General features: G+C 62.5%; 9 protein-coding genes. 3 read left to right on the top strand and 6 right to left on the bottom strand.

Annotation, left to right across the window (positions count from 1 at the left end; all coding sequences use genetic code 11):
* Nucleotides 1-26: 26 nt before the first annotated feature.
* The 3 genes from DW913_RS05265 to DW913_RS05255 all read right to left on the bottom strand — a co-directional run bounded on the left by DW913_RS05265 (nt 27) and on the right by DW913_RS05255 (nt 7,363).
* A complete protein-coding gene (locus tag DW913_RS05265; RefSeq protein WP_117797808.1) occupies nt 27-3,650 on the bottom strand; it encodes a UvrD-helicase domain-containing protein in 3,624 nt (1,207 codons plus the stop codon).
* Between the two features lie 3 nt (nt 3,651-3,653).
* Nucleotides 3,654-6,842 (bottom strand): PD-(D/E)XK nuclease family protein, encoded by a 3,189-nt coding sequence (locus tag DW913_RS05260; RefSeq protein ID WP_117797807.1) that lies wholly within the window; start codon nt 6,840-6,842, stop codon nt 3,654-3,656.
* Between the two features lie 221 nt (nt 6,843-7,063).
* The gene (locus DW913_RS05255; RefSeq protein WP_022094855.1) at nt 7,064-7,363 is read right to left on the bottom strand and encodes a YerC/YecD family TrpR-related protein; all 300 of its coding nucleotides are present in this window, start codon (nt 7,361-7,363) and stop codon (nt 7,064-7,066) included.
* A 324-nt stretch (nt 7,364-7,687) separates the two neighbouring features.
* Here DW913_RS05255 and DW913_RS05250 point away from each other — a divergent pair, with 324 nt between their 5' ends.
* The gene (locus DW913_RS05250) at nt 7,688-8,053 is read left to right on the top strand and encodes a phage holin family protein (protein ID WP_117797806.1); all 366 of its coding nucleotides are present in this window, start codon (nt 7,688-7,690) and stop codon (nt 8,051-8,053) included.
* 141 nt (nt 8,054-8,194) lie between these two features.
* Here the strand turns inward: DW913_RS05250 and DW913_RS05245 are convergent, their stop codons facing one another.
* Nucleotides 8,195-8,623, bottom strand: coding sequence for an Rrf2 family transcriptional regulator (locus DW913_RS05245; RefSeq protein WP_117797805.1), 429 nt, complete (start codon nt 8,621-8,623; stop codon nt 8,195-8,197).
* Between the two features lie 253 nt (nt 8,624-8,876).
* On the opposite strand from DW913_RS05245, the gene cysK reads away from it, so the two are divergent.
* Nucleotides 8,877-9,815: a cysteine synthase A gene (cysK, locus tag DW913_RS05240; RefSeq protein WP_055250951.1), complete on the top strand. Its 939-nt coding sequence runs from the start codon at nt 8,877-8,879 to the stop codon at nt 9,813-9,815.
* Nucleotides 9,816-9,996: 181 nt separating this feature from the next.
* Complete coding sequence (gene mnmA / locus DW913_RS05235) at nt 9,997-11,097, top strand: tRNA 2-thiouridine(34) synthase MnmA (RefSeq protein ID WP_117778476.1); 1,101 nt, start codon at nt 9,997-9,999, stop codon at nt 11,095-11,097.
* An 8-nt stretch (nt 11,098-11,105) separates the two neighbouring features.
* Here mnmA and DW913_RS05230 read toward each other — a convergent pair whose 3' ends face one another.
* Together DW913_RS05230 and DW913_RS05225 are read right to left on the bottom strand one after the other, a co-directional pair.
* Nucleotides 11,106-12,479 (bottom strand): DNA-binding protein, encoded by a 1,374-nt coding sequence (locus DW913_RS05230; protein ID WP_147349629.1) that lies wholly within the window; start codon nt 12,477-12,479, stop codon nt 11,106-11,108.
* 138 nt (nt 12,480-12,617) lie between these two features.
* Nucleotides 12,618-13,637, bottom strand: a complete 1,020-nt coding sequence (locus DW913_RS05225) for a M42 family metallopeptidase (RefSeq protein WP_117797877.1) — start codon at nt 13,635-13,637, stop codon at nt 12,618-12,620.
* Between the last annotated feature and the right edge of the window lie 263 nt (nt 13,638-13,900).

Here is a 13,900-nt window from a genome sequence, read left to right as displayed (position 1 = left end):
CGTATTCCACCGCAAGTTATTGAGGGCTAGAGGCTGTAGGTGACCACCTGAGGCTCGCACGGGTTGGCGAGGTCGACTTGCTCCACGCGGACGAACTTGACGGTCACGGCCTCAAAGCCCGCCTTGTGCAAAACATCAGCGTAGACGCGCGCCTGCAGGGCGTGCTTCTCCTGCAGCTGTTCCGGCGTCTCGTCCGGCGTGCCGCCCGTCTTGTAGTCGATGACCAGCGCGCATGACGAATCCGCCGGGTTCGTCGCCAAAGCATCGATGGCGCCCTCGGCATATGCACCGTAGCGAGCGATGTCTTCATCCTCGCAGCCCAGCGAAAAGAACGGCACCTCGGCGCGAACGCACGGCCAGGCAAGTAGCTCGGCACGGACCGCCGACTTGAGCCAGCGATCCAGGGCAACGTCGAAGCGTTCGCGCTGTTCCGGCGTCAGGCGCCACAGGCGAGCCAGGGCGTCGGCACGCTCGGCGGGCAGCTCATCGGCACCCATCTCGATCAGCCACTGGCAGGCGGCATGGAAGGCCGAACCCAAGGCCATGGGATTGCCGGCGGGCTCGACAGCGGCCACGTCCGCATCCGTCATTTCCGAGCCATCCGACTCGGCATCATCGCCAGCCTCGTCCATGGGCACGCGCGCCTCGGCGGCACGGTCCTCGGCCTCGGCATGCAGCGCCGCGGCAATTGACGAGTAGCTGTACGAATCGCGCACCGGATACGGGCAGGCGCCCATGCGCACGCCCACCGTCTGGGGATACACGAGCTCAAACGCATCGGGCTCGGGGTCGGCAGGGCCGGGAACGGCGGCGCGGGCATCCGCACCGGCGCCCCCCGGCTCCGCATCGCCGCGGACAAGCCTGCCCTCGGCATCCAGAGAAGCATTGGCCTCAAACGCCTGCTCGCCAAACGTAAAGTCCGCCAGCGAGATGAGCTCGTAGTCGCCCGGCTTGGAGTTGTCGAACACCAGGCGGTCGGCATCGAGCTGCGGCATGTCCAGAGCGTCGGTAGGCAGAATACGACGCAGCACGTCATAGGTCAGATCGGTCTCGACGTCGAAGGTCGGCGCACACACCTTGCCGCGGCTCACGCCGGCATCCATCGCCAGAATGACCAGCTCTCGCGCACGCGTCATGGCGACATAGAGCAAGCGAGCCCGCTCCTCGAGCGAAAGCTGCAGGTCGTCGTTACGCAGGCGGGCAAATGCCTCGGCGGGAGAGCCCGTCGCACAGACGTCCTCCATGAGCTCTGGCGGCAGCCACAGCGACGTGCCCTTGCCCTTAAACGCGTGCTCAAACTGTTTTTTGACGTCATCGCCCTTCACGAACGTGCCGTCCGCGAGTTTAACGCCGTCGAAGCGTGCCGGCAGCGCCACGACCTGCGCTCCGCCCTCGACACGCCCCATCTGAGCCGCACCGGACGATTTGCGCACGCCAAAACACTCGGCAACCGCTACGACCGGATACTCCAGACCCTTGGACGCATGCACCGTCATGATGCGCACCGCGCCGTCGCCCTCCTCGTTGAGCGCGCCCGGGGCCTCCTTGCCCGCCAAGAAGCGGTCGAAGGCGAGCGCGATGGAGCGCGGAGAATTGCCGAGCTCGGCCTCTGCCTCGGCCACGGCGTCGAGCGCCTTGAGCACGTTGGCGGCGATGGCCTTGCCCTCGGGACCACGCTGCGCCAGACGCACAAACCAGCCGGAGGCGTTGACAGTATCGCGCGCGATGGCGGCGAACGAATCGCGCCCCACGCGACGAAGTGCATAGCGCAGCACCTCACGGGCGCGCGTCAGCAGCGGCAGATCCCGCAGCCCCGGCACATCGCAATCGCTCATGATGCCCACGTCGATGTTGCGGCGCGAGGTCTCCCCCGTCTGGTCGTCCAGCTTGGTCGCCAGCGCCAGGAACTCCTGAGCGCCGAGCGCAAACATCGGCGAGGCCAGCAGCGGCATAAGACCCTGCGCCGTATCGGCCGGGTTAGCAAGCGCGCACCCCAGGGCACGCACCGTTTGGACCTCGGCAGCCTGGGCAAAGACCGAGCCGCCCGCGATGACGCAGTCGAGCCCCTGGTCGCGAAACGCCTGTGCGTAGACATCGGCATTGGTCATGCGCCCCAGTAGCAGTACCATGCTGCCCTGGGGCTGGCCCGCTTTAACGAGCGCTTGGAATCGCTCCGCAATCGCACGAGCTTTCGCCTGCGTTCGCTCCTGGGTGCTGCCGCCGGCAACGAAGACCGCCTGGCGGCGCGACGCCTTTGCCTTGAGCTTGTCCTCGCGATCGTCACTCGGCTCAAGATCCAAGAACCCCTGCATCAAACCACCGGTATCGCCGTCAAAGACGCGCGCCACATAGCGCAGCACCTCGTCGTGGCTGCGGAAGTTGCGCACGAGTTTGACGAGCTCGCCGGCGGGGGCATCGGATGCGGCAGCCGTCTCGGGCGCAGCAGAGGAGCCCACTTTGCGCTCCTGGCGGCGGAAGACCTCAACCTCGGCGCCACGGAAGCGGTAGATCGACTGCTGCGCATCGCCCACGGTACACAGCGCACGCTCACCCGCGCCGGTCAGGTAACGGATCAGGTCAACCTGCATCTGGTCGGTATCCTGGAACTCATCGATCATGACCATCTTAAAGCGGCCCTCATAGGCTGCTCGAATAGCCGGGTAGTCGCGCAGCGCCTCGTACGCCATGCGCAGCAGGTCGTTGTTATCGAGCGCGGACTGGCCGGCCTTCAGCGCGCGATACTCGGCCTCCACGGAACGGGCCAGGCCCACCAGTGCATCGAGCGCGGGGGCACCGCAGGCAAGCACGATATTGATAAATGCATCAGCAGTCTCGGCCTTGAGTAGCTCCACCTGCTCCTTAGAAAACGCCTTGCTCGCGCGCGGCATGGTGCACGACATCATAAGTCGCGCCGCATCGACCATGGTCTTGCCGCTCGCCTCGAACGCGTCGATGGCATCGAGCGCCGTCTGCGCCTTCTCGGTCGCGGCCTTGCTTGCGCCCAGCGCCGCGCGATAGGCATCGGCGAGCGCTGAGGTATCGGCCTGGCCGCGCGCCACGCACACGTCGTCCATACCGCCCGGCAACTGACTCGACAGCTCCAGCAGGTCGCGCACCAGACCCTTGATGGTCGTGCCGGCGCCAAAGGGACCGCCCTCGCCCGCCATGGGATACCAGGCGTAGAGGGCCTTGAGCGATGCCGCGAGCTCGGGGACGGCATCGGGCGCCGTCGCGCGGGCCAGCACATGCTCAACGGCCTGGTCCATAAGCTCGTCGGTATCGGTGAGCACCGTGAACTCGGGGTCGATGCCCAGCTCCAACGCGTGTGCGCGCAGGATGCGCGAGCACATGCCGTGAATGGTCGAGATCCACGCATCGTCGACGGTCAGGGCCTCCTCGTCCATACCCTCTTCGATAAGCGCGCGACGCACGCGGTCGCGAATCTCGGCCGCGGCATCTTTGGTAAAGGTAATGGCGAGCACCTGATCCAGATGCTCGACAAACGGACCGGATTCGGGCGAGAGCGCGTAGACGATGCGGCGCGTGAGGGTAAAGGTCTTGCCCGAACCGGCGCCCGCCGAGACAAACAGCGGACGGTCGAGCGTTTTGACGACTTGCAGTTGTTGCGGCATCAAAGTCGAAAGATCCATGGTCTACACGTCCCTCCTTACAAACGTTCCTTCGTGGTTATACGAGCAGCGCGCATGCGCGGCCTGAGCCGACGTCGGGTCGACGGCGGCAACGTCGCCTGCCTCGAGTTCGTGCAGGCGCTCGGCGATGCCGGCCTCCACGCGATCGAGCAGGGCGTCGAAGTCCATGCTGCCACCCTCGCCGGGAAAGCCCTTCTTAAGCCCCGGGATGCGGCCGTCACCACGCTCCTCCTCGAGCAGCTCGGCACTCGCGGCGCCGCGCAGCGCCGGTTTGCCGCCCTTGGTCGAAAAATAGAGCGCCGCACGGGCATCCAGATCCAGCGCCCGGCGCATGGCCTGCGCATAGATAAGCGTCTGGGTATGGGGCGGCAGCCACCGCGGGTCGTCGATGGCGGCCTCGCCCGATTCCTCGTCGCGCACCGTGGGGTCGGCGAGTTTAAACTCCTCAACGCCCGTGCGATGCTTGTAGTCGATTACCACGGCGCGATTCTCGGCATCCACATCCACGCGGTCGATGCGCCCGCCGAGCGGCCAACCGGCATACTCGACCTGGAGCTCGTTGAACGCAAACTCCAGGTAGCGCGGAGCAAAGGGGGTGAGCGCCTCGGACTCGTAGGCAAGCACGCCCTCCAGCTGCGGCAAGATCTCAGCCACCTGGCGCTCCTCCACTGGAGAGAGCGGCACCAGCGGGCCCTCGGTACCGCGCTTGCCCGCATGCTCGGCCAGGGTCTCGGCAAAGACCTCGCGCAACAGCCCCTGCGCGCGCGGCAGATTCATGGGCGTCACGCGCTCCATGCCCTCCTGCGGAAGACGTGCATGCAAGTGCTCCAGCACGTCATGGACAAAGTTGCCCTTCTCCATGTTGCCAAAGCCCGCATCGATGGACTGAGGTTTGACGCGATACGAGACGAACCAGCACAGCGGGCAGGTGGAATAGGCCTCGATCTGCGAGGCGGACGTCAGGCGCGGCACGAGCGGCGCGCCCTCGCCCTCGCCATCGCGACGGCGCAGGACCAAATACGGCACGGCCTCGGCACTCAGATGCTGAGGGGCTTCACAGGTCACGCGCTCGCGCTTGAGACCTTCGCCTGCCGCGGGATCGAAGTCCCTTACGATATCGCCCTCACCCACGCACTTCGCCTTGTCGGCGTCAGCGGCCTTAGCGTCACCAGTGGCCTTAGCATCGTCAGCGGCCTTAGCATCGTCAGCGGCCCTAGCATCGTCAGCGGCCTTGTCGGCGTCAGCGGCCTCGGCGTGCGCCCGCAGCTCGGTCCACACGGCAGCCGGATAGCACTCGCGCGCCTGGCGATCGTGCGTCACGCGGGCGAGCGCAACCGGACCACGCGACGCTTGCATCGCACGGCCAAAGCGCACGCGCAGCAGGGCCGCAGGCTCAAGCGTCACGCCCTCGCGACCAAGGCTCGCCGTCAGCGTAGCCAGCGGTCCCTCCTCGTGCGAGAGCGGATAGCTGTCCAGATCGACATCGGCAAACAGCACAGCATCGTAGCTGCCGGGGCGCAGAGCCGCCGCATCGGCAAGCGAAGCAAAACGAACCTGAGCACGTGGCGCACGGTCAACCTCGTAGGTCTCGTAATCGTAGGCGGTACTACGCTTGTCCACCTTGGTGCGAATGCCATCGAGCACGGGCACGATCGCGGCCTGCGACACGTCGAGCGCGCGGGCGCCATTCATAAGGATGCCGATGACGTGGCGCAGCAGGGCCACCTCCGCTTGGCGACGGGCTTGGCCATCCAAGCTGCCCAGCGAGCGATCGGGCAACGCCTCGGCAACGGCAAGCATGGCCTTGAGCGCCGTCACGGGCTTGTCACGCCACAGCGCCTGGAACACGTCCGAGACCACGCACGGCACGTTCTTAAACCAGTTCTCGTCGCTCGCCGCCTTGCGCGCGCCCCTCACCTGGCCTTGGACGCTCTGCAGCAGGCTCTTAACGCCCGCGGTAGTCTTGCTGCGCGAGAGACGCATATTCTTATCGAAGGTACGGGCATTGACAGCATCAGCGCCCGAAAGCGGACTGTAAATCCAGTCGGTAAGCTCCGGCGCGGGCCACCACTCAGTCTTAGAAGCTGCCCCTTCGTCGGCGGCCTTCATACGCTCGATCAGGTTGGCGAGCGCCGTGAACTGCCTGCCCGCAATGGATTGAGAAAACGCCGTGAACTCAACTGTCTCGGCAGCGATATGACGAGCCGCCAGACGAGAGGCGAGCTCACCGAACAGCTGGGGTGCCCGGGCAGAAACAACGAGCACGCGTACGGGGTCGGCGGGCGTTGCAGCAGCCTTATCGTCCTTGGACTCCTTGTGCGTTTTCGCCAACTTATCGATGGCGTCCGCATAAGCATGGGCACGGGCATGGGGGCCGGCGACCTCAATAAAGGCAGGCTGAGCGGCGGTCCCGCAAGCGGCATCAGACGCGACGGCGTCCTCCCTCAGCGGCGCGGCCTCGAACAGCACACCGCGGGCATCAAATGCCGCGGCAAGCTCCTCGCGCATCGCCGCCTGCTCGCAGGCAAGCAGTACGACGACCTCTCCCCCATTGTTCGCCACGGCAGACAGCAGCTCGAGCAGGCCGTGCGTAAACGACGTGATACCGCGCACGCATACGGCGCGGGTGCACGCCGGCAGGTTATCGGCCAGGGCATCGGCCATAATGTCAGCCGCCTCGCAGGGCTCGACCATATCTCGACGGTCCAAACCGCGCGCATAGGCGCACAAAAGTTCAAACACGCGAGCCTCGGCGTCGCTTTTGGGCTTGGGCTTGCAAACGTTGTCGCAGCAACGCTCGGTGCCTGTCCCTGCCACACCCGGCAGCACATCGCGAGCCATACGCGCGAGCATACGCACCGTGCCCTGGCTGCGCGAAAGCGGCTGCAGGTCGGCGTCGTCGAGGCGCGCTACCATGTCCGAAAACAGCATCTGGCGCTGCAGGTTGTCGACGAAACCGCGCCCGTCGCCCAAAAGCTCCCAAAGCGAGCGAAGCCACGATGTAGGCGTCTTGTAGTCAATACCCAGCGAAACGCCGGCTTCCGCCGCATCATGACGGCACAGGTCGAGCTCAGCAAACGTTGGCGCCAGCAGCACGGCACGCCCGTGGCGGGCAATAAGGTCGGCAAGCAGCGCCGCCTCGGCATCGCTCAAATCCGCGCCGGCGTTGGTGGTATAGATTCGAACAGGCATGGTCCTCCACTCAAACCGTTCGCAATATTCAATGTTTCCATCCTACCCGCCCGCGCGGACAGATTTGCCCCACGCCAACAGATTTGACCCCTTGGAGACGGAGGAAAATGGATCACCGAGGAGGTCAGTCTAACCCAGCGATCCGTTTTCCTCCGTCCCCAAAGGATCAAAAAACCGCCCCCGAAGGGACGGTTCTGCGCAATTCGTTTGTTGCCGCTGGCCTACTCACCATCCTCCAGTTTGATGAGGATCTTGCGATAGCCGCCGTACTCGCCGTTGAGTGCCTTTGAAACGCGGCTCACCGTAGTGGACGAAGCGCCGGTGCGGGCCTGAACCTCAACATAAGGCTCGCCCTCATCCAGATAACGCGCAACCTGCAGACGCTGCGATAGATCGCAGATCTCGCGCGGCGTGCAGATATCGGTCAAAAACGCTTGGATATCCTTCTCGTCATCCAAAAGACTAAATGCGTGGACCAGCTGCTTGACATCAGGCTTGTCAAACATGTTCTCGATATTCATCGATCACCGCCAAACCCGCCAAAAGGCATCGAAGTTGATACTGACATCGGGCATCGTTCGCCCGTTCTATGCAATAGGGCAACGCGTGTGGCTTTTGCCCGTAGCAGTTTAGCACACCACCAAACTAAAGCGACAAAACTCTCTGCCAGCGGCGCATTTTCTAGGACGAACGCCGTTTTGAAACCGAATGCGCACGTAAGCTCCACGAATATCTGAGACAATGGGCGGCCGAACAAGGCGGCACACCCGAGCGGCCGCCCAAGCTGCCGCAGCAAACCGCTTCACGCGTTACCGACGCACCCTGCGCAAGAAAGGATTCACACCATGCGCTTTATGCTTAACTGGCTCTTTACCTCGGTCGCCATCGCGATTGCCACGTTCCTCGTTCCCGGCATCCAGCCCTTCGGTTTTGCCGAGGCCTGGGTCTGCTTCGCCTTCGTGGGACTGTTCCTGAACATCGTCGATTCGTTCGTCAAGCCGTTCCTGACGGTCATCTCGCTGCCGCTCACGATCATTACGCTGGGCATTTTCCAGCTTGTCGTCAACAGCTTTATGCTCGAGCTCGCGAGTTACCTGTCGGTCAACCTGCTGGGCGTCGGCATCTCCATCGCAAACTTTGGCTCGGCCTTTATGGGCAGCATCCTGGTGTCCATCATGCGCAGCATTCTCGACAGCATCGCCGAGGACTAAAAGGCCATTCCGGCCGCGCCCGTCTCAACAGCCCAAAACGAAGGCCGCCCATCGCAAAAATGGGCGGCCTTCTTATTTGTCAGGTCTCAAAGGACGAGAGAATCTACCATTTCCGCCCCGTCCCCACATGGCAGATTTGGGTTAGATGACGTAGTCATAGCCATGGCTGGGAGCGACAAGTTGATCGAGCGTCACACCGTCGAGGTAGTCGTTGATGAGCTTGTCCAGGTTCTTCCACACGTCGAGCGTGGGGCACTCATCCGAACGCGAGCAGCCCTTGCAGTCGCCATCCAGGCAGGCGACCGGCGCCAGACTACCCTCGGTCAGGCGCAGGATCTCGCCCACCGTGTACTGCTCGGGCGGGCGCGTGAGCACGTAGCCACCGCCCTTGCCGCGCATGCCCGAAAGCATGTTGGCGCGCACGAGCGTAGCCAAGATGTTCTCGAGATATTTCTCGGAAATCCCCTGTCGCGCCGCGATCTCTTTGAGCGGGATGCGGCCGGCCGCCTGGTGCTCGGCCAGGTCGACCATAACGCGCAGGGCATATCTGCCCTTTGTGGAAACCAACATATATATAGCTGCCTTTCGGTCTTTTAATTCGTAGAAATTCTAGCCGAAAAATTGGTTTTGAAAATACCTATTCCCGTCAAGATGGTTAATCGACTCGTAATAATCTTCTATTTCCTATTGCGTTACTAGGCTTTACTGTCTACTATGCTTGCCAACAGCAAAACGAACAACCTATAAGGTTTGTGGGTTTCGCTGCCACACACACCGTAAAACCACACGGTATCCAGTCATTTGAACACTTTGGAGGTTCACCATGAGCAATGTTTACACGTCCATCGATCAGCTTATCGGCCACACCCCGCTTCTGGAGCTCACCCACTTCGAGGCCGACGAGGACCTCAAGGCCCGTGTGCTCGTCAAATTGGAATACTTCAACCCCGCCGGGTCCGTCAAAGACCGCGTCGCCAAGAACATGATTGACGAGGCCGAGAAGGCCGGCAAGCTCGTGCGCGGTGGCGACTACACCATCATCGAGCCCACGAGCGGCAACACCGGCGTCGGCATCGCCTCGGTGGCGGCGGCCCGCGGCTACAAGGTGATCATCACTATGCCCGAGACCATGTCCGTCGAGCGCCGCAAGCTCATGCAGGCATACGGCGCACAGCTCGTGCTCACCGACGGCTCCAAGGGCATGAAGGGCGCTATCGCCAAGGCGGAGGAGCTGCAGAAGGAAACTCCCAACAGCATCATCGCCGGCCAGTTTGTGAACCCCGCGAACCCGGCCATTCACAAGGCCACGACCGGCCCCGAGATCTGGGACGACACCGACGGCAAGGTCGACATCTTCGTCGCCGGCGTCGGCACCGGCGGCACCGTGACCGGCGTGGGCGAGTTCCTCAAGGAGCAGAACCCCGAGATTCAGGTCGTCGCCGTCGAGCCCGCCACCTCCCCGGTGCTCTCCAAGGGCCAGGCCGGCCCGCACAAGATCCAGGGCATCGGCGCCGGCTTTGTGCCCGACGTCCTTGACACCCAGGTCTACGACGAGATCATCCCCGTCGAGAACGACGACGCCTTTGCCACCGGCCGCGCCGTGGGCCACAAGGAAGGCGTGCTCGTGGGCATTTCGTCCGGTGCCGCCGTGTGGGCCGCGCTGCAGCTGGCCAAGCGCCCCGAGAACGAAGGCAAGACCATCGTGGCCCTACTTGCCGACACCGGCGAGCGCTACCTGTCCACGGCGCTCTTCCAGGACTAGAGCTTCTCGTTCTTAGAACGAGTCCAAGGCACGCCGGTCTCCCCTCTCTTCTGGCAGCCTGAGCTCATCCCAACAGGATGCCCCACGAGACGTCCGAACTTGCTACAATGTCTGCGGCGCGGAACCAGCCTCCCGCGCCGCTTTTCTTTTTTGGCCACATGCCACCAAGGAGAACCTCCTCATGCACAACAAGCGCGTGCTCGTCGCCATGAGCGGCGGCGTCGATTCCAGCGTGACCGCGTATCTGCTCAAAAGCCAGGGCTACGAATGTGTCGGCGCCACCATGCGCCTCACCTGCCCCGCACCCGACCCCGCCACGGGCATGAGTAAGGTCGACCGCGACATCGCCGACGCAGAGGCCGTCGCCGAGCGCATAGGCATTCCCCACCATGTGCTCGACTTGCAGCAAACCTTCGACCGTAACGTAATCGAGCGCTTTGTGAACGCCTACCAGGAGGGGCTGACGCCCAATCCGTGCATTATCTGCAACCGCCACATTAAGTTTGGCGCGTTGCTGGATGCGGCGCTGGATATGGGCTGCGACTACATCGCCACGGGCCATTACGCCAAAACAAGCCAAGCGGCAGACGGCACCCGGCAGCTGCACCGCGGCGAAGATCCCAAAAAGGACCAAAGCTACTTTTTGTATTCGCTTACGCAGGAGCGCCTGGCGCACACGATCTTTCCGCTGGCGGGCCTAGACAAAGAGCGCGACGTGCGCCGCATAGCCGCCGAGCAGGGCTTTACCAACGCCCAGAAGGCCGAGAGCGAGGATATCTGCTTTATTCCAGACGGTGACTACGCGGGCTATATCGAGCGCCGCTGCGGACATCCCGCTGCACTGGGCGATATCGTATGGCGCGACGGCAGCGTGGTCGGGCGCCACAACGGCGCGCTGCGCTACACCATCGGCCAGCGCAAAGGCTTGGGCGTCGCGATGGCGCATCCCGTGTATGTGACGGGTGTCGACGCCGTCAACAACACCGTACATCTGGGCGAGGCAGAGGACCTGACGGCCACGGCGCTCACTGCCAACGACTGGATTTGGAGCGCCCCTGCCGACCACATGGAGGCCGAGCTGGATGCCGGCGGCATTCGCGTGGGCACCAAGTACCGCTACCGTCAAAAGGACCAGGCGGCGACCCTTACACGTGGCGCCGACGGACAAATGCTGCTGGCTTTTGACGAGCCACAGCGAGCCATCGCCCCCGGCCAGGCCGTCGTCGTCTACCGCGGCGACGTCGTCCTGGGCGGCGGCACCGTGACCGGCGCACTTAAGTAGCCGCGGGTTTATCGCTGCACGTGTCGAAGTACCTCAACAGCGGCACCAACCTCGATTATGCGACGCTCGAGGCCGCGGCGGATGGCCTCGAGTCGACCCTCCGCCGTGGCCCATTCGCTCTGCGAAAGAATCTCGATCGCCTCATCAACAAATCCGTTGAGCCGCGATGAATCGAACCAATCGAGCGAATCCGCAAGCGCCAGCTGGACGGAAGGGTCGGGCCCAAACGGCTTAGCGGAAAACCCAAACTCCCCAGTTGCGAGCACGGCAGTTGGTACGTTGTACCACAGACAGTTGCCGCTATCGAACAGCGGAGCAGGTTTTATCTCCAGGGTGTCGACATTACGGATGATGCCGAAGTTTCGCCAATGGCGGTCGCTGTTGGCCAAAAGGGCATCGCAAACGATCATCTGCGACATAGACCTTCTCACAGCGGCCTCGTCTGCTCCATGCTTACCAAGAAAGCGGCAGTACCGGTCGTACGTCGAGCTTCCTCGCTGGCCACCAAGGGCGTTCTTAACGTAAAAAGCCGGAACATATTCCTCGCGGCCGTCAAGAAAGTCGTCGCACAGACACACAGGGCCATCGAACATCCGCTCAACCGTATAAGGAACAAACTCGCCCTTGGGAAGCAAACGACGATGTAGAGCCGTTGCAACCGCCTCGTTAATGGGACGCTGATCGTCCATCCCGCACCCTTTAGCCAAAACGCGAATGCCGTTTCGGATCATCCACGATTTAGGGAGCTCGCCCTCGGACGTGTTATCCGGATTTTTAAGACCGATGCCCTCCAGCCAACCCGAACGCCCCTCGGGCGTCGATCGCTCAAAATCATTCTCGAAGTAATTGAGGTTTCGCCATTCGAGCCCGTCGCATTCTGCCGGCCGCAGCCAATAGCAATCCGAAAGCGATAGGCCCAGGCACTGAACCGGCGCCTCAACGCCGTTGACAATTCCCAGCTCGCGGTAGCGCGAGATAAGCCCGGGGCGAACATCGGGCACCGACCGATGCCCCCACCACGCGTTGAGCTCCCGCTTATTCACCGCAGGAGAAGAGCTCGAGCATGTGCCAAACGGCATTCGTTGCGCATCGAGGACCTCGGCGATTTCGAAGGGAAACTCGCGCGTCGGATCAAATGAGACATGAGCGACCTCATGGTCGGCCGACATCAGCGTAAACTTGCGTCCAACATCGGCCGCAGGACGGCGTCCTCGCTTGCGGACCTTTTGGTAGGCAATCGCAGAATTGTACTCGACCATCTTCCGGCCGCCCACAATATCGCACACAAGCGTCCCCGATGCGGCAAGTTGCGATATGCGGGCTTTCGTAACGCCCAACAGGCGGGCGGCATCACCCATAGATAAGTACTCAGATGTATTCATATGCTGCATCACCTCGTTAAGTAATTTACGCGTTTATTTAACATATTACATACATCATAATACTAAACGACCTAAGGCGAAAAAAGGCCCGAGAAATCGGGCCTTAGCGATTGGTCAGCCGAGTCGCAAACTACTTCCCTAGCGCTGGACGTAGGCGCGGACGAGCTCGTAGGTGTTGCGCACACCGTCGATGTGGCTGCGCTCGTAGTTGTGGCTCGCGTACACGCCGGGGCCGATCAGGCCATGGCGAATGTCGTAGCCGGCCGAGAGCGTGGCCTCGACGTCGGAGCCGTAGTGCGGATACACGTCGATGGCGTAATCGAGCTCCAGCTCGCGCGCGATGTTGGACAGCGTGGTCACCAGGTCGTAGTTGTACGGACCGCCCGAATCCTTGGCGCAAATCGAAACCATGCGCTCGGTGCAACCCAGGTCGTCGCCCACGCAGCCCATGTCCACGCTGATCATCTCGCGCGTGTCGTCCGGCACAAAGGCACCGCCGTGGCCGACCTCCTCGTACACCGTAAAGAGCAGCGATACCTTGCGCGAAAGCGTCACCTCGCCGCCAGCAACGGCGCGGGCCAGGCCCAGCAGAATCGACGCCGACAGCTTGTCATCCAGGAAGCGGCTCTTGATGTAGCCGCTCTCCGTCACCGTGGTACGCGGATCCATAGCGATGATGTCGCCGGTCTGAATACCCAGCTCGAGCACATCGTCCTTGCTGTCAACGTTCTCGTCGAGCAGGATTTCCATGTTCTTCTCGATGGTCTTGACCGGCTCATCGGCCACATGCGCCGAAGGCTCGGTGTTGAGAACCACACCCGTGTAGACATTGCCATCGCGCGTGTAAACGGTGCAGTTCTCGCCATCGGCCGTAGACCACTGATGCCCGCCGAGCGTCGTGGGACGCAAGCGACCATTGTCCTTGATGGAGCGCACCATGGCGCCCAGGGTATCGACATGGCTCGCCAATACGAGCGGCTCGCCCTCGCCACCAAGCTCAACAAGCACATTGCCCTTATTGGAGCGCTCGGGGCCAAAGCCCATATCGCGCAGGGTCTCCATCAGATAATCAGTCGCCGCACGGGTATAGCCCGTAGGCGAAGCAATCGAGGTAAGCGCCTTCAACTGGTCAGTAATATAGGAGAGCGTAGAATCCATCTTGGACACCAAAGTCACCCTTTCATATCGAATTAAACCCACAGCAACAATACCACCGCGAAGCATCTTTTTACCTAGCGAGATGACCCATCGAGCTCCCCAGAACTGCGCCCACCACGATAAGCAGATACAAGGCGCCATCCAACAATGCGCCCCTCACATCCCGCCTTTCCGGCACCCCGGCATCTGAGAAAAGAACGCAGGCGATCCCGGGCTTCCCTCCGGGCGCATTCCGCACTGATATTGTCTGTATTGAAGACGTC

The organism is Collinsella sp. AM42-18AC, from assembly GCF_003467965.1.
Lineage (GTDB): Bacteria > Actinomycetota > Coriobacteriia > Coriobacteriales > Coriobacteriaceae > Collinsella.
This window is presented reverse-complemented; position numbering and strand designations above follow the sequence as displayed.